Origin of the sequence: Streptomyces sp. NPDC005899 (assembly GCF_040629645.1) — a bacterium.
In the GTDB taxonomy this organism is placed as follows: Bacteria; Actinomycetota; Actinomycetes; order Streptomycetales; family Streptomycetaceae; genus Streptomyces.
Genome location: NZ_JBEXWB010000064.1, coordinates 1 through 22,818, shown reverse-complemented (window position 1 = coordinate 22,818; position 22,818 = coordinate 1). Strand labels below are relative to the sequence as shown.

Here is a 22,818-nt window from a genome sequence, read left to right as displayed (position 1 = left end):
CCTGGCCCGGCCCGTGAGGGCCGGGCCAGGCGCCCCTCACGACGGATCGCCTGCCGAAGCGCTGTGCGGAGCGTGCCCGAGGGGTGGGCCACGGTTCTGCCGCTCAGCTGATCACGCCGCCGAAGAGGCCGCCGTGCGCCATGCCGAGCAGGAAGCCGACGGCCGAGGAGCCGAGCCCCATGATCAGGCCGAACCGCTGCCAGGTGGTCCGGGAGATGTACTGCCCGTAGGCGCCGGTCATGATGCCGATCAACCCGGCCCACGAGCTGATCAGGTGCAGGTTGTGGAACATCGCCGTCACGAAGGCGAGGACGCCCAGTACGCCGGTGACCACCATCAGGAGCTCCTGCAACGGATGGGGCCTGCCGTCCGTCGCGAAGAGTGACCCGGTGGGCCGGCGGGTTCCGGGCGCCCGGCCGTGGGCGGGCCGGCTGCCGGCGGGACGAACTGTCTGAGCCATGAGCACCTCCTGGCCGGAAGGGCGGCGCAATGTAGTGCCTGTCACACCGCATCTGTCTCGATTGTGCTCCTTGAGCACCGGATTTCAACCGGAAGGCGGTCTGCGGGTAGTCTGTACGGTCTGCACCGGTGTCTGCCCGGAGCCGCCCACGACAGCCCCCTCGTTTCACGGGAAGGGCATTGTCAGTGGCGGCTGTTTTACTCGGAGACACTGTTGCTCACGCATCACGACCCTCCTGCCACGGAACGACCGTGGCCGCTGAGTCCAAAGGAGGTGGGTTCCACATGCGTCACTACGAGGTGATGGTCATCCTCGACCCCGATCTTGAGGAGCGAGCAGTCTCCCCGCTGATCGAGAACTTCCTCTCCGTCGTCCGTGAGGGCAACGGAAAGGTCGAGAAGGTCGACACCTGGGGCCGTCGTCGTCTCTCTTACGAGATCAAGAAGAAGCCCGAGGGCATCTACTCGGTCATCGACCTGCAGGCCGAGCCCGCGGTCGTCAAGGAGCTCGACCGACAGATGAACCTGAACGAGTCGGTCCTCCGGACCAAGGTCCTCCGTCCCGAGATCCACTGAGCATCTAGCTCAGCGGTCATCGGGTTCGAGTAGCAAGCAGCCAGCAATCCCCGCCGAGAGGTTCACCCATGGCAGGCGAGACCGTCATCACGGTCGTCGGCAATCTCGTCGACGACCCCGAGCTGCGCTTCACCCCGTCCGGTGCGGCGGTCGCGAAGTTCCGTGTCGCGTCCACTCCCCGCATCTTCGACCGGCAGACCAATGAGTGGAAGGACGGCGAAGGCCTGTTCCTCACCTGCTCGGTCTGGCGTCAGGCGGCGGAGAACGTCGCGGAGTCGCTTCAGCGAGGCATGCGCGTCGTCGTGCAGGGCCGGCTGAAGCAGCGGTCCTACGAGGACCGCGAGGGTGTCAAGCGCACGGTCTACGAGCTGGACGTCGAGGAAGTCGGCCCCAGTCTCAAGAACGCCACGGCCAAGGTCACCAAGACGACAGGTCGCGGTGGCCAGGGTGGCGGTCAGGGTGGTTACGGCGGTGCCCAGCAGGGCGGCGGCAACTGGGGCGGCGGTCCCGGTGGCGGCGGTCAGCAGGGCGGCGGCGGTGCTCCCGCCGACGACCCGTGGGCCACCGGCGCGCCGGCCGGCGGTCAGCAGGGCGGGGCTCAGCAGGGCGGCGGGGGCGGCTGGGGCGGAAGCTCCGGCGGTTCCGGCGGCTCCGGCGGCGGCTACTCGGACGAGCCTCCCTTCTAAGGGTCGCTCGTACCCCCACTTCTTGATCACACAGGAGAAACACCATGGCGAAGCCGCCTGTGCGCAAGCCTAAGAAGAAGGTCTGCGCGTTCTGCAAGGACAAGACCCAGTACGTGGACTACAAGGACACGAACATGCTGCGGAAGTTCATTTCCGACCGCGGCAAGATCCGTGCCCGCCGCGTCACCGGCAACTGCACGCAGCACCAGCGTGACGTCGCCACGGCAGTCAAGAACAGCCGTGAGATGGCGCTGCTGCCCTACACGTCCACCGCGCGATAAGGGAAGGGTGACCGAATCATGAAGATCATCCTCACCCACGAGGTCACTGGCCTCGGTGCTGCCGGCGACGTCGTGGACGTCAAGGACGGGTACGCCCGTAACTACCTGGTTCCGCGTGGCTTCGCCATCCGCTGGACCAAGGGTGGCGAGAAGGACGTGGCGCAGATCCGCCGCGCCCGCAAGATCCACGAGATCGCGACGATCGAGCAGGCCAACGAGATCAAGGCCAAGCTCGAGGCCGTCAAGGTGCGTCTGGCAGTTCGCTCCGGCGACGCCGGCCGCCTCTTCGGCTCCGTCACCCCGGCCGACATCGCCTCGGCGATCAAGTCTGCCGGTGGTCCGGACGTCGACAAGCGTCGCGTCGAGCTCGGCTCGCCGATCAAGACGCTGGGCGGGCACCAGGTGTCCGTCCGCCTGCACCCCGAGGTTGCCGCGAAGCTCGGTATCGAGGTCGTTGCTGCCTAAGGGCGCAGCTCAGCAGAGCTAGGTGAAGGGCCGCACCCCCGGGTGCGGCCCTTCGTCGCGTTCGGCCTGTGTCCTGGGCGACCGTGGTCCCCACGTCACGGTTCCAGGTTCAGGGATGCCGAAGCGACGTTTCACGTGAAACAGGCTGACGCCGCGTCCCGGGGCTGGGCACTCGCTCCCTGCTGCCCGGGCTCCGCTTCCTGCACCTCGGGTGCTGCTCCCTGTCCTTCGGGAGCCGTTCGGTGGCTGTCGGTTCGGTTCAGCGGGTCGCGCCGGTGACGACCCATCGACCGGAACGGATGCGCAACCACAGTGTGGCCAGCCGCACGGCCATCATCAGTGCCATGGCCCACCAGAGAGCGGTGAGGCCCCCTCCGAAACGGGGAACGAGGAGGGCGACCGGTGCGAACACCGCCAGGGTGAGAAGCATGGCCCAGGCCAGATAGCGACCGTCTCCGGCACCCATGAGTACCCCGTCCAGGACGAAGACCACGCCGGCGACCGGTTGGGAGAGCGCTACTACCAGCAGCGCGGGAAGAAGCGTGTCCCGCACGGTGCTGTCGCCAGTGAACAACGGGACGAACAGAGGTCTGGCCAGCACGATCAGCACTCCGAGGACGATTCCGGAGGCGATTCCCCACTGGATCATGCGCCGGCATGCCTCGCGAGCGCCCTTCGGGTCGTCCGCGCCCAGATAGCGCCCGATGATGGCCTGCCCCGCGATGGCGATGGCGTCGAGCGCGAAGGACGTGAGACTCCAGAGCGAGAGGATGATCTGGTGTGCGGCGATGTCGGTGTCACCGAGCCTGGCGGCGACAGCGGTGGCGATCAGCAGCACCGCGCGCAGTGACAGCGTGCGGACCAGGAGCGGAACACCTGCCTGGGCGCTGGCCCTGATCCCCGCGATGTCGGGCCTCAGGGACGCCCCGTGCCGTCGCGCTCCGCGCACCACGACGACGAGGTAGACCAGCGCCATGCCGATCTGGGCGGTGACCGTCCCCCAGGCGGATCCGGCGATACCCAGGCCGGCGCCGTACACCAGCCCGACGTTGAGAGCCGCGTTGGCTGCGAAACCGCCGATGGCTACGTAGAGAGGTGTCCGGGTGTTCTGCAGACCGCGCAACACACCCGTGGCCGCGAGCACGACGAGCATCGCCGGGATCCCGAGGCTGGAGATCCTCAGGTAGGTGGTGGCGTACGGCGCGGCCGTGTCGGAGGCACCGAAGACGTCGACCAGCCAGGGAGCCGACGGGAGTGCGAGGGCGACGACGAGGGCTCCGAGGAGGAGTGCCAGCCAGATGCCGTCCATGCCCTGGCGGATGGCGGAGGGGAGATCACCCGCTCCGACCCGGCGGGCGACCGCGGCGGTGGTGGCATAGGCGAGGAAGACGAAGATGCTGACCGCAGTGGTCAGCAGGGCGGCGGCGACCCCCAGGCCGGCCAGTTGCGGAGTGCCCAGGTGGCCGACGATGGCGCTGTCGACCATGACGAAGAGAGGCTCGGCCACGAGTGCGCCGAAGGCCGGAACAGCCAGGGCAATGATCTCGCGGTCGTGCCGTCGGCGAGAGGGCGGCGGTGTTGCGGGGGCCTGGGTCATGGGAGCAATCTAATCTTCCACAGGTAAGAGATGCAAAGTGCTTGCAGTCCTTACTTCTAGCGCGCTTCCCCGGCGGGCCGACGACCGCCGCGAGTGATCTTGAGAGATGGGTGAAAGTTTTTCTTCCCCACAGTCGGTGGATGGAAAAGCCGCAGGTCAGATTCGGTCTCCCCGGCTCGGTATGAGTTTGTCCACAGCGCTGTCCCCCGGTCCGTGCACAGGATCCGGGGGGTTCTCCACAGCATCTGGTCCTTCATCCACATGCCCTGTGGATAACCGGATTGGCTGACGGTGCTGGGCGGCCTACCGTGGTGCGGCGCCCGCACTCCGTTCCGGCAGGGAAGTCCCCAGAACTTGAAGCGCCGGAACCGGAGTCGGGCGTCTTGTTTGTCGGTGCTGTGCCGTAAGAAAGAGTGGCACGGCTAGGTCCGCGAAGCGGACGGGAGGAGGTGGCCGGATGAGCATTCCCGAGCCGTTGGACGACCCCTGGACCGACGTCGGGCCCAGCGATCGTCTGCCTGTGTCCCGTCAGCGCCGCGGAGAGAGCAGCAGGGGCCGCGACGAGCAGCACGAGCGGGGGCGGGAGAGCGGCTGGGACGGCGGCTCGTCCGGTTTCGAGCGGGTACCTCCGCAGGACCTGGACGCGGAGCAGTCCGTGCTCGGCGGCATGCTGCTCTCCAAGGACGCCATCGCGGACGTCGTGGAGATCATCAAGGGACACGACTTCTACCGCCCGGCGCACGAGACCGTCTACACGGCGATCCTCGACCTGTACGCCAAGGGTGAGCCGGCCGACCCCATCACGGTCGCGGCCGAGCTGGTCAAGCGCGGCGAGATCACCAAGGTCGGCGGAGCCCCCTACCTGCACACGCTGGTCCAGTCGGTGCCGACCGCGGCCAACGCCTCGTACTACGCGGAGATCGTCCACGAGCGTGCCGTGCTCCGGCGCCTGGTGGAAGCCGGCACGAAGATCACGCAGATGGGATACGCGGCCGACGGCGACGTCGACGAGATCGTGAACTCGGCCCAGGCCGAGATCTACGCCGTGACCGAGCAGCGCACGAGTGAGGACTACCTGCCGCTCGGCGACATCATGGAGGGTGCTCTCGACGAGATCGAGGCGATCGGCTCGCGCAGCGGCGAGATGACGGGTGTGCCCACGGGCTTCACCGACCTCGACTCGCTGACCAACGGGCTGCACCCCGGGCAGATGATCGTCATCGCGGCGCGACCCGCCATGGGTAAGTCGACGCTCGCCCTGGACTTCGCCCGTGCCTGTTCGATCAAGAGCAATCTGCCGAGCGTCATCTTCTCCCTCGAGATGGGCCGCAACGAGATCGCGATGCGCCTGTTGTCCGCCGAGGCCAGGGTCGCGCTCCACCACATGCGCTCCGGCACCATGACGGACGAGGACTGGACGAGACTGGCCAGGCGCATGCCGGACGTGTCGGCGGCCCCGCTGTACATCGACGACTCGCCGAACCTCTCCATGATGGAGATCCGCGCGAAGTGCCGCCGCCTCAAACAGCGCAACGACCTCAAGCTCGTGGTCATCGACTACCTCCAGCTGATGCAGTCCGGCGGTGCCAAGCGGGCCGAGAGCCGTCAGCAGGAAGTGTCGGACATGTCCCGTAACCTCAAGCTGCTCGCCAAGGAGCTGGAGCTTCCTGTCATCGCGCTCTCCCAGCTGAACCGTGGCCCCGAGCAGCGCACGGACAAGAAGCCGATGGTCTCCGACCTGCGCGAGTCCGGTTCCATCGAGCAGGACGCTGACATGGTGATCCTGCTGCACCGCGAGGACGCGTACGAGAAGGAGTCGCCGCGTGCGGGTGAGGCGGACCTGATCGTGGCCAAGCACCGCAACGGCCCGACGGCGACGATCACCGTGGCGTTCCAGGGCCACTACTCGCGCTTCGTGGACATGGCCCAGACGTGAGCCTGCCGTGTGCGGCTCTCACTTCTCAGGCGCCCTCGGCGTTTCCGGTAACGACGAGGCCGGCCAGGGGACCGGTGAACCTGTCACGCGGCTGAGAACCAGTGCCACGTCATCCGATCGAGGACGGTCCGGAGGCGCAGGTCGCTCGGTCGATCGCATGACATCGGGACTGAGATCTGCGCCGAGCGTCGTCGACACCCCGGTCGGAAGGTCCTGCCAGGGGGCGGCCCCGGTCAGCGTCCGGGCTTGTGTCTCAGCAGCGCGCGAGCAATGCCGGATGACTCGGCACTCCCGGGCGCAGGGGCGCGTGGCCGTCCGAGACCACCCACTGTCGGGGCCGCTCTGTCAGGATGCTCGGCATGTCCGGTCGCGCGCTGAGCTTCGGTGAGATGGCGGAAGCATACGAACGGTTCCGGCCGGGGTATCCCGTCGAGCTCTTCGACATGGTGATGGCGTACGCGGGCCATCCGGTGCGGACCGCGTTCGAGATCGGTGCCGGGACGGGGAAGGCGACCCGCCTGTTCGCCCGACGAGGTATCACGGTCACCGCGACCGAGCCCGACGGAGCGATGCTCACCGAACTGCGCAAGCACGTGCCGGCGAACGTCAGGACGGTGCGGGCCGCACTCGAGGACGTGCGGCCGGTCGACAGGTACGGGCTGGTCTATGCGGCGGCAGCGCTGCACTGGACGCGACCGGAGGGCCGATGGTCTCGCGTCAGCGCGCTGCTGGAGCCGGGTGGCGTGTTCGCCTCGTGCGGCGGGCCGGTCCGGCCGGCCGACCCGACCGTGGAGGAAGCCGTTCGCGCGGCACGAGCCCCGTTCCTGGAGAGTGACGAGGTTCCTTCTCCGGACGGAACGCCCCCAGGGCGGGACATGCAGTGGCCGGGCACGGAGCTTCGACGGTGCGCATGGTTCACCGACGTCCGGCAGGCCGTGATCGAGCGGCGCTTCACGATGAGTGCTCGCGGCTACGTCGGCCACCTCTCGACGGTCTCGGCCTACCTGATACTGCCCGCCCTGGAGCGGCGACAGGCGTTCCGCCGGATCCTTGAGGCTCTGCCCGGGACGGTGGAGATCGCCGCCGACCTCACCGTCCATCTGGCGCGTCGGAGCGACCAGCCTCAGTACGCCGGTGGTCACCCGCCGTTGTGAGGGTGCACGCCCGCCGGGTCGCTCACGGGAAGCGACCGCTCGGGAGTCGGCCACTCGGTGTGATGTGGTCGATAGGCAGGTGCAGGCGCTTCTTCTCGCCTGGGGCCGGGATGCGGCCGGCTGCCGACAAGGCGGAGATTCCGTGCGGGGCGGCCCACAGCAGTTCGGCCCCTGCCTCGCGTTCCACGGCTTCCTCGGGCAGCGCTTCCATGAAGAGCCGAAACCGGCCCGCAACGCCGGGGGTGTCTCCTCGTCGGCGAACCGCAGGCGCGTGGACATCGTGCACACCGCCTCGTGCAGGGCCCGGTGGTCGATCGCGAAGCGCAGACATGCCTGGCACACGGCGCGCATGCCGTGTGTGGGCTCGCGTCCGCGGATGGCTGTGCGTGCATGGCACAGTCGCTCGGCCGGTTCGGCGAGCCCCACCTCGACGACGGCCGCCACGATGGCCTCCTTGCCCGGTAAGTGGCTGCAGAGCACCGGCCGGCTGTAGCCCACGCGCTCGACGAGGCGGCGGGTCGTCACCGCCTTCCAGCCCTCTGCCTCGGCCAACTCGCGTGCTGCGGCGAGGACGAGCCGGCTGCGCTGGGCGCGCTCACCTACGCGGCGGTGCTGGTGGGTCGACATGGAGCGCTTCTGGCGTCACTGGAGATCGTCGCAACGACGCCACCAGGCCTCCGCTATCGCGCCGGTCGCGACACGGGGGGAGCGGGAGGCCCTGGACACTTCGGAAAGCCACTTGCCTTACCACTCCGGATGAAGCACTATGCCTGGAGTGGTCAACTTCCTCGAGCGGCGCTTCGGGAGAGTGGCGGCCACTTACGACACGTACGTACGGGACGGGGACACATGCGGAAGCTCACCTACTTCGTCGCTTGCTCCATCGACGGTTTCATCGGAGATCCGGACGGCGATGCCACGTCGATGATGACCTTCCTCAGTGAGGAGTTCCTCGGGTTCCTCACCTCGGAGTACCCGGAGACGGTGGCCGTGCAGGGACGCAAAGTGCTCGGTATCGAGGGGGCGGAGAACCGGCATTTCGACACGGTGATCCAGGGAAGGGCCAGCTATCAGCTGGCGCTGGACACAGGGATCACCAGTCCGTACGGCCACATGGAGGAGCTGGTGGCCTCCCGGACCCTGCGGGTGGCTCCCGACCCGGGGGTGGAGATCGTCTCGGAGGACGTGGTCGGGCGGATCAGGGAACTCAAGGCGCAGGAGAGCCGGCGAGGTATCTGGCTCTGCGGAGGCTCCGAGCTGGCCGGTGAGCTGATCGACGAGATCGATGAACTCGTCATCAAGACCTACCCACAGATCTACGGATCCGGAATGCCGATGTTCGGTACCGGGTTCACGGTGACCCCCTTCGCTCTACGGGACGTGCGTACCTTCGGCAACGGAATCCTGGTCAGGACCTACGACCGGGTGCGCTGACGCCGACGCCTGTCCGTGCCGGTGATCCCCGGCTCCGACCGGGCTCCGCACCGGTCCGGGGCCGTGAAGTTTTCGCGAGCCGGCCGCGGCCGGGGTAGTTCTTGACCATGGCCTCTTCCGAAGAACTACTCGCCGGCACCCGCCGTGCCCTGCTCCATCGCATCGCCACCGCGCAGTCCGAAGGCCGAACCCCCTCGCTCGTCGCCGCGGTGCAGCGGGGCGGCCGGATCGTCTGGAGCGGCTCGCGCAGTTGTGTGGACGGGCATGCACCCGATCAGCACACGCAGTTCAGGATCGGCTCGATCACCAAGACGTTCACCGCTGTCCTGGTGATGCGCCTGCGCGACGAAGGGCTGATCGCTCTGGACGACCCGCTGGAAAAGCACCTGCCCGACGCCGGAGTCGGGGACATGACGGTCCACCAGCTGCTGGGGCACAGTGCGGGACTCAAGGCCGAGGCGCCCGCGCCCTGGTGGGAGAGGACCCCCGGATCCATACGGCCCGGCCTCGCGGACGTCCTCGGTGAACAACCACGGTTGCAGACCGCCGGAGTCAGGCACCACTACTCCAACCCCGGGTACACGCTGCTCGGGGCCCTGGTCGAGAGGTTGCGCGGCGCTTCCTGGGCCGAGGTGCTGCGTCGCGAGATCCTCGAACCACTGGAGATGCGTCGGACCACCACCCAGGCGCAGGCCCCGCACGCGGGCGGCTGGGCCGTGCATCCGTGGGCGGACGTCATGCTCCCCGAGCCGGCCGAGGACCTCGGGCTGATGGCGCCGGCCGGTCAGCTCTGGTCGACGGCCGCGGACCTTCTCCGCTTCGCCGCCTTCCTCGAACGAGGGGACGAGCGGGTGTTGCGCGCGTCCTCGGTGGAGGAGATGCGTGCTCCGGCCGCACCGCCGGAAGCGGGGGACCGGTCCGGTGGTTACGGCCTCGGCCTTCAGCTGATGCAGCGGGAGGGCAGGACTCTTCTCGGGCATTCCGGGTCGCTGCCCGGGTTCCTGGCCGCTCTGTGGTTCAGCGTGCAGGACGACGTCGCCGCGGTGGTGCTCACCAACGCCACATCCGGCCCGCTCACCACCGCGGTCGCCGCGGACCTTGTCGGCATCGTCGCCGAAGCTGAGCCGAGGATCCCCGAGCCGTGGCGGCCCCTGCCCGCCATCGATGAAGAGCTGCTCGGTCTGACGGGCCTCTGGTACTGGGGCACGCACGTGCACACCCTGAAGCTCCTGGCGGACCGAGGTCTCGTACTGCAACCGTTGCGTGGTGGGGGCCGCGGAGCGCGGTTCCGGGCGCTCCCGGACGGGACGTGGGTCGGTCTGGACGGGTACTACGCGGGAGAGTCCCTTCGCGTGCGTCGGACCGATGAGGGCACGGTCGATCACCTCGATGTGGGTTCGTTCGTTTTCACCCGGGAGCCCTACGACGCCTCAGCAGACATCCCAGGCGGCGTGCACGAGAAGGGCTGGCAAGGACTCGCTCCCTGAGTCGGCAAAGGAGGCCGGTGTTTCACGTGAAACACCGGTCATCCACGGCGGCCGCGGGTCAGGACGTGAGCTCCCGCTCCAGCGGCGTACGAAAACGGGGAGTGATCCGGACCTCGCCCACCCAGGAGGAGAGCCGCGCGGCCTCCGCCTCGATGAGGTGCGAAGCGTCCCGTCCCACATCGGCCAGCAGCCGCCACACCACGTCGCCGTCCGGGCGCTGGGCCCAGCCGCCCACGATGGTTCCGTTCCACCAGACCGTGGGGCCGATGTTGCCCGCGCGGTCGAAGAGGGCGGCGCGGTGAGCGGGTGACAGGTGGAAGCCGCGGTCGGCCCAGCCCATCGCACTCGGGTCGAGACCGGGCAGCAGAGCGGCCCACGGCTCCGGTGGAGGCTCGGGGGCATGGTCTCCTGGGGCGACCCAGCCGATGGCGCCGCTGTCCAGCAGTACTTCCTCGCTCCTGGCGGCGATCAGCGCCCTGCGCGTCTCGCGGATGCCCCATCCCGTCCACCACTTCAGGTCGGCTTCGGTCCCCGGGCCGTAGGAGCGGAGCCAGCGACGTGCCAACTCCGCCTGCGCGTCTGCCGTCGGCACGGGGGGCGAAGGCTCCGCGGCCGTCCAGCGGAACTGGCTGGAGGTCCAGGAGCCGCGCGGCCGGTCCCGGCGGATGCGTCCGTCCGCGGCCAGCAGCCGGATCACCCGCGAGGCGACTGTCTGCACCGTCTCCTGCCTGGTGCCGGGGAAGACCGTGATCTTGGTGCGCAGCGCGGGTACGGCTGCGGAAAGCTCGCTCCCGGTCGCGTGGCCCCGAGCGCTCAGGGCGGCGAGCGCAGCCTGTTCGACCTCGGCGAGCCAGTACTCGTCGAGCCCGTTGCCGTCCTCACGCAGATGCTTGAGAAACGTGCGGCGCTCCTTCGCTGCCACGGCCCGTGCGTTTGCCGCGTCGACGAACGGTGCGATGTCCCGGCCCACGGTGAACAGGGTGTTCCGCATCGACGGCAGACGCACCAGCTCGACGTCCTCGTACAGGGCGCGTTCCACCACCTCCACTCCGGGTCGCGACAACCTGGCGCAGGAGGAGAGGTAGACCGTTGCGGCATCGGTCGCGTGCAGGGCCACGACGGCGTCCGCCACCGCGACGGCGGAGTGCGCACGAACGGACGGCGCCAGCAGATGCCGCCTGCCGAGCCTGATGCGGCGTTGTTCGTCATCGATCCGGTGCATGCTGCCCTCTCGGTGCGACGATGCCGGAACCCACCCGACGCTCCCCACGATTCACAGTGTGAGTTTGAAGCCCACATGGCTGGCCGTGAAGCCGAGCCGCTCGTAGAAGCGATGGGCGTCGGTGCGCGTGGCGTCGGACGTCAGCTGCACCAGTTGGCAGCCTTCGCGCCGGGACTCGTCGACGGCCCATTGGATGAGCTGGGTGCCCAGACCGCTGCCTCGTTCGTCGGCGTGGATACGGACGCCCTCGATGATCGAACGGGTCGACCCGCGACGGGACAGGCCGGGCACCACCGTGAGCTGCAAGGTACCCACGACTTGGCCGTCGCGTACGGCCACGACCAGGTGCTGGTTCGTGTCGTCGGCGAGCCGGCGGAACGCGGCGTGGTACGGCACGAGGTCGTCCGGCGACTCGCGCCGGGCCCCGAGTGGGTCGTCGGCGAGCATGGCGACGATGGCCGGGACGTCGTCGAGGGCGGCAGGACGTATCTCGAGATCGCTCATGATCGGCAGACTACGCAATCCGGACGGTCAGGCGGGGACGTTGAGCGCCTCCACGGTCCGCACCAGCGGGGCCAGCTCCGGGTTCCTGGCCGCGTCGTCGAGGGCTGCGCGCAGGGCGGTGTCATTGGTGGGACGGGCGGCGTCGAGCAACGCCAGGCCTGCTTCCGTGACGTCGGTGTAGATGCCCCGCCGGTCCGTGTCGCAGAGATACCGGGTGAGCAGACCACGATCCTCGAGCCGGGTGACCAGGCGGGTCGTGGCGCTCTGGCTGAGCACCACCGCGTCGGCCACCTGCTTCATCTGGAGGTGCCCTCCCGTGCCGCTGTGCTGGCGGCTCAGGACGTCGAGCAGTGAGTACTCGCGCACGCTGAGGCCGTGCTGGGACTGGAGTGCGCGTTCGATGTGAGCCTCGATCTTCCCGTGGAGCAGGGAGAGGGCGCACCAGCTCTGGGAGAGGGCCGTCAGCGCGGGGTCTGTCGCGGTCATGTGTCTCTCCTCCGTGTGAACGGGCGCCTCCGCGTGCACGGAGCTACCTGCATCTGCATCCAGGATAGGGCACGTGCGCAATAGCCCGCGCTTGCATTTATCAAGCGCATGCAATTATTGTGTCCGCTTGTTAAATGCTGATGCAACTGATTGGAGGGTGGCTCCCATGCCGCTCGCGCTCCTCGCCCTCGCCATGGGGGCCTTCGGTATCGGGACCACCGAGTTCGTGATCATGGGATTGCTTCCCGACATCGCGGCGGACTTCCAGGTCTCCATCCCGACCGCAGGTTTCCTCGTCACGGGATACGCCCTCGGGGTGGTGCTCGGCGCACCCCTGATGACCGTGTTGGGCGCACGTTTCACCCGCAAACGCATGCTCATGGTGCTGATGGGGCTGTTCATCGTGGGGAACGTCGTGTCGGCGCTCGCCCCCGTCTTCGGTGTGATGCTCGCCGGTCGCGTGATCGCGTCACTCGCCCATGGAGCGTTCTTCGGTATCGGTTCGGTCGTGGCCGCAGGGCTGGTCGCACCCGGGAAGAAGGCCGGCGCCATCGCCACGATGTTCACCGGGCTCACCCTCGCCAACGTCGTCGGCGTCCCCCTCGGTACGTTCGTCGGGCAGAGTGCCGGCTGGCGGCTCACGTTCTTCGTGGTGGCGGGGCTCGGGGTCCTGGGCCTCCTGGGGGTGGCGAAGCTCGTACCCGAGCAGCCGAAGCCGCAGGGTGTACGGCTCGGTCCGGAACTGGCGGCCTTCCGCAACGTCCAGGTACTGCTCGCCATGGCGATGACGGTCCTGGGCTTCGGCGGTGTCTTCGCGGCCATCACCTACATCACCCCGATGATGACGGAGACCACGGGCTTCGCGCCCTCGTCCGTCACCTGGCTGCTCGTCCTCTTCGGGATCGGCATGGTCGGTGGCAACCTGATCGGTGGACGGTTCGCCGACCGGCATCTGATGCCCATGCTGTACGTGTCGCTCGGTGCGCTGGCCGTGGTACTGGCCCTGTTCACGCTGACGGCCCACAACAAACTCGCCGCCGCGGTCACCGTCGTCCTCATCGGAGGTCTCGGATTCGCCACCGTGCCTCCGCTGCAGAAGCGCGTCCTCGACCAGGCCGTGGGAGCGCCCACCCTCGCGTCGGCCGTCAACATCGGCGCCTTCAACCTCGGCAACGCCCTTTCGGCCTGGCTCGGGGGCGTGGTCATCGCAGCCGGATTCGGCTACACCGCGCCCAACTGGGTGGGTGCTGCCCTCGCCGCTTCGGCGCTGCTCCTCGCCCTGCTGTCCGGTGCGCTCGAACGTCGCACCGGCACGCCGAGCCGGGTGGTCGCCGCACACGACCCGGCACCTGCTCACGCCGGAGCGAACCGGAGCTGAGCCCCTCCGGCCCCCGCCATCGCCGGGCCGACTCCCGCGCTCCCGGCATCGGGCGTCCTTCCCGCGCTCCCCGCCGTCGGTGGGACGGCCGCTCGCAGCGGCGTACTGCCGACGGCTTCGGTGTGATCGCACGCCGGGGTCACGAGACGTGCGTGTCCGCCCTTGCGGCCGTGCCGGTCGTCATGCGGAGGCGCCGACCGCGCCGGGTCGGACCCCAGGGCTTCAGCACCGAGATCGCGGTGATGAAGAAGTAGGTGGCGGTGGCCACGGCGGGTGCGATGACCAGGTCGACATCAGCCGCTCCCCGGGCCGCCGCCTCGTTGATACCCGGGCGGAGGGAGAAGACCGACAGAGCGGTGGCGATCGACGTCAGCCAGAACTTGGTCCATACCCAGCGGTGCCTGGCCAGACCCCACGGGGTACCGAGCGCCAGCACCAGGCCGCTGACCAGCGACAGCAGAGCCACCGGCACGATGAGCCAGTCCGCGAACACCTTCATGGCACGCGTGGCCGCCTGAGCCGCCGTGGCGTCCTGGGCGAGGAGTGCGGTGAGGCCAAGGGCCAGCAACCCCACGGTCAGACCCAGCCAGCTGACAGACACCGCTACATGGGCGACGAGCACGCTTCGGCGCGTGGAACGCTTGAGTGGTTTCACGTGAAACACGGTCTCAACGGCCGTGTCTTCGGTCATCTGACAGCGGGAGTACCCGCACGTACTGGTTCGGGCGTACGAACTCCTTCTGCCGGCCGGCTACGTCTGGACCCGAGTGGACGTGGTGGGTTCGGTCAGCCCAGGTCCGGCGCCTGCATCGCCCGGACACCCTCGATGTTTCCGTCCAGGTAGTGCCGCAGGGACAGGGGCACCAGATGCACCGCCGCGATGCCGACTCTGCTGAAGGGAACACGCACGATCTCGTACTCCCCGCAGGGCTCGTCGATCTCCGGACCGTGGCGGCGCGACGGGTCCATCGACTCCAGGCGGCAGACGAAGAAGTGCTGCACCTTCACGCCCTTGATCCCACCGCGCTCGATGTGTTCCACGGTATCGACGAAACACGGCACGACGTCCACGATCTTGGCGCCCAGCTCCTCGTCGACCTCTCGGTGCAGGGCGTCGATGACGGTGTCGTCCTCCGGCTCGACCCCGCCACCTGGGGTGACCCAGTACGGATCGACCCCGGGCTTGGTGCGCTTGATGAGAATGAGGTCATCGCCGTCCAGCAGGACGGCGCGTGCGGTGCGCTTGACCACAGGGCGTTCGGTCATGGCAAGAGAGTGGCCCAGGAACCCCGGTCTGAAACGCTTCCAGCCCCATGGTCACCGATCGACGGTTGTGCGCCCCAGCTTCTCGTGCACCGGCGTGATGTGAGGGAGGACCGCGTCAGGAGGGGCACACGGCCCGCTGTCCGCCGCGCCGGAAGCGGAAGAATGTGCCCAGGGCGGCCATCCGATCGTCCCGGGCGGCAACCCGGTCGCCCAGGGCGGCCACCCGGTCGACGGGCCACCCGCCCCGGGATGGCGACCCCGGTCGACGGGGCCACCCGCCAAAGGCCGGCCCTGCCCGACGCGCCTGCCGGCCGGCGGCGCGGCGGGGATGCCCGTCCCGGGCGGATCCGGCCCGGGACGGAGCGGCCGGGGGCCGGTGGCCGTGATCAGCGCGCGGCCTCGTCCAGCGCGCGTTCGACGTCGGCCAGCAGGTCCGCGGGGTCCTCGGCGCCGACCGAGAAGCGTACGAAGCCCTCCGGTACGGCGTCCCCGCCCCACCGCGCCCGGCGCTCGGCGGTGGAGCGCACGCCGCCGAAACTCGTCGCGTCGTCGACGAGCCGCAGAGCCGACAGGAAACGCTCGGCCGTCTCCTGGTCCGCGAGGACGAAGGAGACGACGGAGCCGAAGCGTCGCATCTGCCGTACCGCGACCGGATACGAGGGGTCGCCCGGCAGGCCCGGGTAGCGGAGCCCCGTCACCTCGGGGCGCGTGGCCAGCACCTCGGCCAGGGCGAGCGCGGTGGAGCACTGCCGGTCGATCCGCAGTTGGAGGGTGGACAGCGAGCGGTGCGCGAGCCAAGCCTCCATGGGGCCGGGAATCGCGCCGACCACCTTGCGCCACCGCCGTACGTCGGCGGCCAGTCGCGGATCCCGGCAGGTCACATGACCGAGGAGGATGTCGCCGTGGCCGGTCATGCCCTTGGTGTCACTGGCCACCGAGAAGTCCGCCCCCAGCTCCAGAGGGCGCTGTCCGAACGGGGTGGCCAGCGTGTTGTCGACCGCGACCAGGGCACCGGCCGCGTGCGCGGCGGTGACGAGCCTGCGGATGTCGCACACGTCGAGGCCGGGGTTGGAGGGCGTCTCGATCCACAGCAGCTTCGCCCCGTCGAGGGCTTCCAACTGTGCGTCGCCACCCGTCGGCGCGGTGCGCACCTCGACCCCGTATGCCTCCAGCTGCTCCCTCACCAGGGGGAGTGCCTGGTAACCGTCTTCCGGCAGGACCACGATGTCGCCGGTGCGTGCCTGGGAGAGCAGCACGCCCGAGACGGCTGCCATGCCGGAGGCGAAGACCGTCGTCCCGACCGGCTCCCCCGGTGCCTCCAGCTCGCCGATGGCCCGCTCCAGGTGGGTCCAGGTCGGGTTCGTCTCGCGCCCGTAGGTGTACGGGCCCACCGGTTCGCCGGACAGGTGGAAGTGCGCCGCGAAGACCGGTCCGGGCAGGGTGGGGCCGAACTGCTCCGGTTCGGGCAGCCCCGCCCGTACGGCACGGGTTCCGTCGCCAGTGGTGTTCATCGCTGATTCCCTCGCTCTCTCCCGGCGTTCACCGGTCCGCTCTGCACTGTGCCAGGAGGGCATCGGTCAGTCCTCGTCGGGGAGGGCCACGGCGAGGGCCCAGGACACGACCGAGATGATCAGTCCGCCCAGGACCGCGGTCCAGAAACCGTCGACGTGGAAGTCCAGGTCGAGGACACCGGCGAGCCATGAGGTGAGCATCAGCATCAAAGCGTTGACCACCAGGGTGATCAGCCCGAGCGTCAGGATGAACAGCGGAAGCGTGAGCAGCTGCACCACCGGCTTGACGACGAAGTTGACCAGCCCGAACAGCAGGGCCACCACGATCAGTGTGAGCACCTCGCGACCCGTGTCGTCACCGGTCAGGGTGATGTCGTCGAGCAGCCAGATGGCCACAGCCAGCGCGCCCGCGTTGGCGAGCGTCTTGACTACGAAATTCTTCATGTGTCTGATCGTGGCAGACATGATCGGTGGCCTGCACCGGCGGAGTGGACGAGAGCGGCGCGAGGGGCGGACGGACGATGAAGGCATTCAGACTGGACGAACTGGAGGCGGAGCGCGCCGCCAACGACGGCGCCTATCTGCAGTTCGTCCGGGAGCGCAACATGTCCGTGGGCCTGTACGCGCTGGACGCCGGCGAGCTCGATCCCCAGCGACCGCACAAGCAGGACGAGGTCTACCTGGTCGTCAGCGGGCGCGCGTCCCTCACGGTCGGCACGGAGACCACCCAGGTGGCCAGGGGGAGCGTCGTCTACGTGCCGGCCGGAGCCGCCCACAAGTTCCACCACATCACCGAGGACCTCCGGGTGATGGTGGTCTTCTCTCCGCCGGAGAGCTGACCGCAGCCCCCCGGGGTCCCTAGGGGATCGTTCAGGGGACTCCAAGGGCTCCCGGCCCCCGCGGGGCGGTGCCGCGCCCCTAGCATCGGAGCAGGAACTCACGGACCGAGGTAAGGACGATGGCCATGCGGGAGCTCTTCGCGGGAATGCCCTGGTGGGTGAAGTGGATCGCGGTGCCGCTCATCGCGATCGTCGTGTTCGGCGGCCTGATCGCCAGTGTGGTCGGGTTCGTCATCGGGCTGCTGTTCAAGGTGCTGGTCTTCGTCGTCCTGGTCGGTGGTCTGGTCTTCGTCGTGCGCAAGTTCACGGCGTCCTCCTCGCGCGGCGACTGGTAGGGGCCGGGCCCGGGGCGCCGGCCCGGGCCCCAGCGCCGGACCGCCCCGAAGCGGCGCCCCTGGTCCGGGCGCTCCGCGGGCAGGAAGTGGACCGCCGGTGGGTTGATTAGCCCAGCTGAGCTAAGTACGCCGCGAAACTCCACTCGTAGCCGAGCGTGCCGATACAGTTGCGTACCGCTGCCGCGGCTGGGATATGACAGACCGTCACCATCCTGCTCAGTGGTTTGTGCGACCGTCCGGTCTTCCGGACCCAGGCTCGCGGCGGGCCCGTGGGGGTGGCCCCCTCGGGAGGGCTGAGCGCCCGTCACCATGTCCGGGGGTGACCTGTGACCACGGCATCGAGTACCGCTGTTCCGACGTTGATCGCTTCGGTTCAGCGGGCGTTGAGACTGCTGGAGGCTGTGGGCACCCATCGGGACGGTGCGCCGGCGAAGCAACTCGCGCGGGAGGCGGGCCTGCCCCTTCCCACCGCCTACCATCTCCTGCGCACGCTGACCCACGAGGGTTATCTGCGCCGGGAGAATGGCGTCTTCCTCTTCGGTGCCGCCACGGAACGCCTGGGGGGCGGCCGCTCCGCCACCCCGAGGCCGGGCGTGATCGTCGAGTCACTGGCGCGCTGGGCGGATGTCATCGAGGCCCCTGTGTACTGCGCCCTGTACCGGGACGGCGAGATGGAGCTGGTCGCGGTGGCCGACACACCGGCGTTCCCTGCCGTGCGTGAGTGGGCCGCGTTCCCGGAGACGGGCCACGCCCACGCGTTGGGCCAGTGTCTGCTGGGGCAGCTCGACGAGCGTGCGCGCGAGGACCACCTGGACCGGTACCCCGTTCGGCAGCTGACGCGCTACTCCGTTCGGGACCGTCGTGCCTTCCTCGATCGTCTGAGGGCGATGAAGCGCACGGAGCCCGTCGTCGAACGGCAGGAATACGCGCTGGGGACGGTCTGCGCCGCCATTCCGATCACGGTCGGGTGCTCCGTAGCGGCGATGGCTGTTTCTCTCCCCCTGGACGAAGAAGAACGGTTGCTCCCCGCAGTCGAACAACTACGCTGCGAAGTCACCACTCTCTTGCGCTCGTTCGTGTTCTCTATCAGTATCTGAAAAATCACTCCTTGTGATCCGCTATCGCGTGCATCACGATGGCGTCAATAGGGCCATGGGGGATCATTCCTGGCCAGATTCATCTACTGCGGGGTTGGACGATGCGCGAGTCGGTTCAAGCAGAGGTCATGATGAGCTTTCTCGTCTCCGAGGAGCTTGCTTTCCGTATCCCGGTGGAGCTCCGGTACGAGGTGGGTGATCCGTACGCGATCCGGATGACCTTCCACCTGCCCGGCGACGCACCCGTCACCTGGGCGTTCGGCCGTGAGCTGTTGCTCGACGGCCTCAACAGCCCCAGCGGTGACGGCGATGTGCACATCGCGCCGACGGAGCCCGAGGGGCTCTCCGATGTGCACATCCGTCTCCAGGTCGGCGCGGACAGGGCTATGTTCCGTGCCGGCACGGCACCTCTTGTGGCATTTCTCGACCGTACGGACAAGCTGGTACCGCTGGGGCAGGAGCACACGCTGGGTGACTTCGACGGCAACCTGGAAGAGGCACTGGGCCGGATCCTCGCCAAGGAGCAGAACGCCGGCTGAACGGGTGCGACCGGCTGCACGCCCGGCGCCGGACGACCACCGGCCCCGGTATCCGGGGGCGGGTGCCCGGTGCCTCCGGTCAGGCCTTGCGGCGCCGCCCCCTCCCGGTCCGCGCGGGTGCGGGAACCCGCCCCCTCCCGGTCCGCGCGGGTGCGGGAATCTCGGCTTCCGCGCCGGGCCCCGTGCGGTCCGCGGAGACGACCAGCGCCGCGAGCACCGTCGTCACGGGCACCGACGCGACCAGGCCGATCGACCCGACGAGGGTCCGGACGATCTCCTCCGCGACCAGTTCGCTGCCGGCCACCGCCCCCACACTGCTCCGGGCGATCGAGAAGAGGAGCAGCAGGGGCAGTGCGGCGCCCGCGTACGCGAGTACCAGCGTGTTGACCACCGACGCGATGTGGTCGCGTCCGATCCTGATGCCCGCGCGGTAGAGCCCTCGCACGCCCATGGCCGGGTCCGCCTGGTGCAGTTCCCAGACCGCGGACGTCTGGGTGACGGTCACGTCGTCGAGCACGCCCAGCGATCCGATGATCACTCCGGCCAGCAGCAGCCCGCTCATGTCGATGCCCGGATACAGCCCGTGGATGAGGCCGGTGTTGTCGTCGGTGTTGCCCGTCAGGCTCGCCCAGCCGATGAAGAGGGAGCCCAGCAGCCCGATCAACAGCAGTGAGATCAGCGTGCCGATGACGGCGACCGAGGTGCGGGCCGTGAGGCCGTGGCACATGTAGAGGGCGATCAGCATGATGGCGCTCGCCCCGATCACCGCGACGACCAGCGGATTGGCCCCCTGCAGGATCGCCGGCAGGATGAAGAGCGTCAGCACGGCGAACGAGACGGCGAGCGCGATCAGCGCCATCAGCCCCCGCAGCCTGCCCACGACCACCACGGCGAGCGCGAAGATCCCGGCCAGCAGTGCCATCGGGAACGTACGGTCGACGTCCGTCACCGAGTACTGGAGGTCCCGGGGCGCGTCCGGTGCGTAGGCCACGACCACCCCCTGGCCCTCGCGCAGTTGGCGGGGAGCGTCGGGCTGGACGACTTCGACGAAGGTGCGCCCCTCGTCCTTCCCGCTCGTCACCTCGACCGTGGCCTTCGCGCACCGGCCGGACTGCTCGGCGACCGCCTCGCGGCCGGACGGTGTGGAGGTGTCACCGGTCGGGGGTACCTGGGCGGCGTTGAGGTCCGCGCAGTCGGCTCTGACGACCTTCACCACCCGGCCCTCCTGGGTCTGACGGTCGAAACCGACACCGGTGCGCTCGTGCGAGGGCGCGCTGCCGGGCCAGAACGCCACGAGGCCGACGAGGACCGCGGTGGCGAAGGGGATCAGGACCGCGGCGATGACCTTGCGCAGGTGGACCGACACGGGCGCGGCGGGTCCATGGCTGTGTGTATGACCATGCGCATGACCTTGGGTACTGCCTGCCGCGTGGCCGTGGGGTTCGGGGGGGATTCCGGGGGACGTCACCCGGCGATCATCCCAAGAACGGGAGGGGCCCTCTGGCCAGCACGCCAGGAAGCGGGCTAGCGTGGGGACGCCTTTGTACACGCGGGAGCTCGGAGCACCGGGCTGAGAGGGCGCTGACCTCCGTAACTCCTTACGGGACACGCTGCGCCGACCGCCGAACCTGTTACCGGGTAATGCCGGCGTAGGGAGTAGGTCTCATGACCACAGCGGACGCACGCACGCCTGCCTCGGCGCGGAACGCGCAGAGCACCGAGGCCGGGAAGTCCATCGGCTGGCACAAGGGGTACGTCCAGGGCTCGCGCCCGGACCTCCGGGTGCCTGTCCGTCAGGTGCACCTCACCAACGGCAAGGACGTGACGCTGTACGACACGTCCGGGCCCTACACCGACCCCTCGACCGAGACCGATGTCCGTCGGGGCCTCGCGCCCCTGCGGGAGAACTGGATCATCGCCCGCGGGGACACCGAGGAGTACGCGGGCCGCCCCGCGCGCCCCGAGGACGACGGGCTCAAGCACACCGCGCCGCGTGGCGGGTCCTCCCCGTCCGCCGGGGGCCGGGAGCCCGGCGAGGGGCTCCGCAACCTCGACGCGGTCTTCCCCGGCCGCCCGCGCCGACCGCGGCGCAGCCGGGACGGCAGCCCGGTCACCCAGCTCGCGTACGCACGCCGGGGCGAGATCACCCCGGAGATGGAGTACGTCGCGATCCGGGAGAACGTCGCACCGGAGGTCGTGCGCGAGGAGATCGCTGCGGGCCGGGCCGTGCTGCCGGCCAACGTCAACCACCCCGAGATCGAGCCGATGATCATCGGCAAGCGGTTCCTGGTGAAGGTGAACGCCAACATCGGCAACTCCGCGGTCACCTCCTCCATCGAGGAGGAGGTGGACAAGATGACGTGGGCCACCACATGGGGCGCCGACACGGTCATGGACCTGTCCACGGGCCGGAACATCCACACCACCCGCGAGTGGGTACTGCGCAACTCGCCCGTGCCGATCGGCACCGTGCCCCTCTACCAGGCGCTGGAGAAGGTCGACGGCCGGGCCGAGGAGCTGACCTGGGAGATCTACAAGGACACCGTGATCGAGCAGGCGGAGCAGGGCGTCGACTACATGACGGTGCATGCCGGCGTGCGGTTGCCGTACGTCCCCCTGACGGCCCGTCGCAAGACCGGCATCGTCTCCCGCGGCGGATCGATCATGGCGGCCTGGTGTCTCGCGCACCACAAGGAGTCGTTCCTGTACGAGCACTTCGAGGAGCTCTGCGAGATCCTCGCGGCCTACGACGTGACGTACTCGCTCGGTGACGGACTCCGGCCGGGCTGCATCGCCGACGCCAACGACGAGGCCCAGTTCGCCGAACTGCGCACGCTCGGCGAGCTGAACTCCGTGGCCAAGCGGTTCGGCGTCCAGACGATGGTCGAAGGCCCGGGCCACGTGCCGATGCACAAGATCAAGGAGAACATCGACCTCCAGCAGGAGATCTGCGAGGAGGCCCCGTTCTACACGCTCGGCCCGCTGACCACCGACATCGCGCCCGCGTACGACCACATCACGTCGGGTATCGGCGCGGCGATGATCGCCTGGTGGGGGACGGCGATGCTCTGTTACGTCACTCCCAAGGAGCACCTGGGCCTGCCGAACCGCGACGACGTGAAGACCGGCGTCATCACGTACAAGATCGCCGCACACGCGGCCGACCTCGCCAAGGGGCACCCGGGGGCGCAGGAGTGGGACGACGCGCTGTCGGACGCCCGGTTCGAGTTCCGGTGGGAGGACCAGTTCAACCTGGCGCTCGACCCGGACACGGCGCGGGAGTTCCATGACGAGACACTGCCCGCCGAGCCGGCGAAGACGGCCCACTTCTGCTCGATGTGCGGTCCGAAGTTCTGCTCGATGAAGATCTCGCACGACATCCGGCGTGAACACGGTGGCGGGCAGGAGGAGATCGAGGCCGGCATGGCCGAGAAGTCCAGGGAGTTCGCGGCAGCCGGGAACAGGGTCTACCTGCCGATCGCGGACTGAGCCACGCGCCCCCGCGCCGGTGTCCGGTGAGGGGGGCGCGCCCCGAGCCGCGGCGCCGCCCGGGACCATGACCGGTC

At 69.0% G+C, this 22,818-nt stretch carries 24 protein-coding genes, 1 pseudogene and 1 riboswitch; of the genes and pseudogenes, 14 read left to right on the top strand and 11 right to left on the bottom strand.

All coding sequences use genetic code 11. The features are described 5' to 3' along the window. Positions 1–103: 103 nt before the first annotated feature. Entirely contained in the window at positions 104–460 is a 357-nt protein-coding gene (locus tag ABZ371_RS11245) for a hypothetical protein (RefSeq protein WP_358676754.1), read from the bottom strand. Between the two features lie 284 nt (positions 461–744). Here ABZ371_RS11245 and rpsF point away from each other — a divergent pair, with 284 nt between their 5' ends. From rpsF to rplI, 4 genes are all read left to right on the top strand, one after another. Next, positions 745–1,035: a 30S ribosomal protein S6 gene (gene rpsF / locus ABZ371_RS11240; protein WP_031090355.1), complete on the top strand. Its 291-nt coding sequence runs from the start codon at positions 745–747 to the stop codon at positions 1,033–1,035. Between the two features lie 68 nt (positions 1,036–1,103). After that, positions 1,104–1,721 (top strand): single-stranded DNA-binding protein, encoded by a 618-nt coding sequence (locus ABZ371_RS11235; RefSeq protein ID WP_358676751.1) that lies wholly within the window; start codon positions 1,104–1,106, stop codon positions 1,719–1,721. Positions 1,722–1,765: 44 nt separating this feature from the next. Then, complete coding sequence (gene rpsR / locus ABZ371_RS11230; protein WP_003967857.1) at positions 1,766–2,002, top strand: 30S ribosomal protein S18; 237 nt, start codon at positions 1,766–1,768, stop codon at positions 2,000–2,002. Positions 2,003–2,020: 18 nt separating this feature from the next. Continuing rightward, the gene (gene rplI, locus ABZ371_RS11225; RefSeq protein WP_014155197.1) at positions 2,021–2,467 is read left to right on the top strand and encodes a 50S ribosomal protein L9; all 447 of its coding nucleotides are present in this window, start codon (positions 2,021–2,023) and stop codon (positions 2,465–2,467) included. 259 nt (positions 2,468–2,726) lie between these two features. On the opposite strand, the gene ABZ371_RS11220 is transcribed toward rplI, so the two are convergent. Beyond that, positions 2,727–4,064, bottom strand: coding sequence for an MATE family efflux transporter (locus ABZ371_RS11220; protein WP_358676742.1), 1,338 nt, complete (start codon positions 4,062–4,064; stop codon positions 2,727–2,729). Positions 4,065–4,521: 457 nt separating this feature from the next. On the opposite strand from ABZ371_RS11220, the gene dnaB reads away from it, so the two are divergent. Continuing rightward, positions 4,522–6,000: a replicative DNA helicase gene (gene dnaB / locus ABZ371_RS11215; RefSeq protein ID WP_358676739.1), complete on the top strand. Its 1,479-nt coding sequence runs from the start codon at positions 4,522–4,524 to the stop codon at positions 5,998–6,000. Positions 6,001–6,359: 359 nt separating this feature from the next. After that, positions 6,360–7,154 (top strand): methyltransferase domain-containing protein, encoded by a 795-nt coding sequence (locus ABZ371_RS11210; RefSeq protein ID WP_358676736.1) that lies wholly within the window; start codon positions 6,360–6,362, stop codon positions 7,152–7,154. A 492-nt stretch (positions 7,155–7,646) separates the two neighbouring features. Here ABZ371_RS11210 and ABZ371_RS11205 read toward each other — a convergent pair. Continuing rightward, positions 7,647–7,781, bottom strand: a pseudogene (locus ABZ371_RS11205) (TetR family transcriptional regulator); the annotation flags it as partial. Positions 7,782–8,003: 222 nt separating this feature from the next. Between ABZ371_RS11205 and ABZ371_RS11200 the strand changes: the two are divergent. Continuing rightward, complete coding sequence (locus tag ABZ371_RS11200; RefSeq protein ID WP_358676733.1) at positions 8,004–8,588, top strand: dihydrofolate reductase family protein; 585 nt, start codon at positions 8,004–8,006, stop codon at positions 8,586–8,588. A 107-nt stretch (positions 8,589–8,695) separates the two neighbouring features. Beyond that, positions 8,696–10,075 carry a serine hydrolase domain-containing protein gene (locus ABZ371_RS11195; protein ID WP_358676731.1) on the top strand — a complete coding sequence of 460 codons (1,380 nt, stop codon included), beginning with the start codon at positions 8,696–8,698 and terminating at the stop codon, positions 10,073–10,075. Positions 10,076–10,133: 58 nt separating this feature from the next. Here the strand turns inward: ABZ371_RS11195 and ABZ371_RS11190 are convergent, their stop codons facing one another. Genes ABZ371_RS11190 through ABZ371_RS11180 form a run of 3 tightly spaced genes read right to left on the bottom strand, consistent with a single transcriptional unit; the run spans position 10,134 to position 12,287 of the window. Then, positions 10,134–11,297, bottom strand: coding sequence for a winged helix DNA-binding domain-containing protein (locus tag ABZ371_RS11190; RefSeq protein ID WP_358676728.1), 1,164 nt, complete (start codon positions 11,295–11,297; stop codon positions 10,134–10,136). Positions 11,298–11,348: 51 nt separating this feature from the next. Further along, the gene (locus ABZ371_RS11185) at positions 11,349–11,801 is read right to left on the bottom strand and encodes a GNAT family N-acetyltransferase (protein ID WP_358676725.1); all 453 of its coding nucleotides are present in this window, start codon (positions 11,799–11,801) and stop codon (positions 11,349–11,351) included. Positions 11,802–11,828: 27 nt separating this feature from the next. After that, positions 11,829–12,287: a MarR family transcriptional regulator gene (locus ABZ371_RS11180; protein ID WP_358676723.1), complete on the bottom strand. Its 459-nt coding sequence runs from the start codon at positions 12,285–12,287 to the stop codon at positions 11,829–11,831. A 166-nt stretch (positions 12,288–12,453) separates the two neighbouring features. Here ABZ371_RS11180 and ABZ371_RS11175 point away from each other — a divergent pair, with 166 nt between their 5' ends. Then, positions 12,454–13,665, top strand: a complete 1,212-nt coding sequence (locus tag ABZ371_RS11175) for an MFS transporter (RefSeq protein WP_358676720.1) — start codon at positions 12,454–12,456, stop codon at positions 13,663–13,665. A 139-nt stretch (positions 13,666–13,804) separates the two neighbouring features. Here the strand turns inward: ABZ371_RS11175 and ABZ371_RS11170 are convergent, their stop codons facing one another. The 4 genes from ABZ371_RS11170 to ABZ371_RS11155 all read right to left on the bottom strand — a co-directional run bounded on the left by ABZ371_RS11170 (position 13,805) and on the right by ABZ371_RS11155 (position 16,886). Continuing rightward, positions 13,805–14,320, bottom strand: a complete 516-nt coding sequence (locus ABZ371_RS11170; protein WP_358676717.1) for a DUF2269 domain-containing protein — start codon at positions 14,318–14,320, stop codon at positions 13,805–13,807. A gap of 131 nt (positions 14,321–14,451) precedes the next feature. Then, a complete protein-coding gene (locus ABZ371_RS11165) occupies positions 14,452–14,931 on the bottom strand; it encodes an NUDIX hydrolase (protein ID WP_358676714.1) in 480 nt (159 codons plus the stop codon). 386 nt (positions 14,932–15,317) lie between these two features. After that, positions 15,318–16,442, bottom strand: a complete 1,125-nt coding sequence (locus ABZ371_RS11160; RefSeq protein WP_358676711.1) for a cystathionine gamma-lyase — start codon at positions 16,440–16,442, stop codon at positions 15,318–15,320. Between the two features lie 66 nt (positions 16,443–16,508). Next, positions 16,509–16,886 carry a phage holin family protein gene (locus ABZ371_RS11155; protein WP_358676708.1) on the bottom strand — a complete coding sequence of 126 codons (378 nt, stop codon included), beginning with the start codon at positions 16,884–16,886 and terminating at the stop codon, positions 16,509–16,511. A gap of 77 nt (positions 16,887–16,963) precedes the next feature. Between ABZ371_RS11155 and ABZ371_RS11150 the strand changes: the two genes are divergently transcribed. The 4 genes from ABZ371_RS11150 to ABZ371_RS11135 all read left to right on the top strand — a co-directional run bounded on the left by ABZ371_RS11150 (position 16,964) and on the right by ABZ371_RS11135 (position 19,252). After that, the gene (locus ABZ371_RS11150) at positions 16,964–17,281 is read left to right on the top strand and encodes a cupin domain-containing protein (protein ID WP_358676706.1); all 318 of its coding nucleotides are present in this window, start codon (positions 16,964–16,966) and stop codon (positions 17,279–17,281) included. A 125-nt stretch (positions 17,282–17,406) separates the two neighbouring features. Continuing rightward, a complete protein-coding gene (locus ABZ371_RS11145; protein ID WP_358676703.1) occupies positions 17,407–17,616 on the top strand; it encodes a DUF5326 family protein in 210 nt (69 codons plus the stop codon). 326 nt (positions 17,617–17,942) lie between these two features. Beyond that, positions 17,943–18,713 (top strand): helix-turn-helix domain-containing protein, encoded by a 771-nt coding sequence (locus tag ABZ371_RS11140; RefSeq protein ID WP_358676701.1) that lies wholly within the window; start codon positions 17,943–17,945, stop codon positions 18,711–18,713. 101 nt (positions 18,714–18,814) lie between these two features. Further along, positions 18,815–19,252, top strand: a complete 438-nt coding sequence (locus ABZ371_RS11135; RefSeq protein ID WP_358676699.1) for an SsgA family sporulation/cell division regulator — start codon at positions 18,815–18,817, stop codon at positions 19,250–19,252. Positions 19,253–19,331: 79 nt separating this feature from the next. On the opposite strand, the gene ABZ371_RS11130 is transcribed toward ABZ371_RS11135, so the two are convergent. Further along, positions 19,332–20,720 (bottom strand): YibE/F family protein, encoded by a 1,389-nt coding sequence (locus ABZ371_RS11130; RefSeq protein WP_358676697.1) that lies wholly within the window; start codon positions 20,718–20,720, stop codon positions 19,332–19,334. 71 nt (positions 20,721–20,791) lie between these two features. Then, positions 20,792–20,925: riboswitch (TPP riboswitch) on the top strand. On the opposite strand from ABZ371_RS11130, the gene thiC reads away from it, so the two are divergent. Further along, positions 20,918–22,741 carry a phosphomethylpyrimidine synthase ThiC gene (gene thiC / locus ABZ371_RS11125; protein WP_358676695.1) on the top strand — a complete coding sequence of 608 codons (1,824 nt, stop codon included), beginning with the start codon at positions 20,918–20,920 and terminating at the stop codon, positions 22,739–22,741. (Overlaps the previous riboswitch by 8 nt.) Positions 22,742–22,818: the final 77 nt, after the last annotated feature.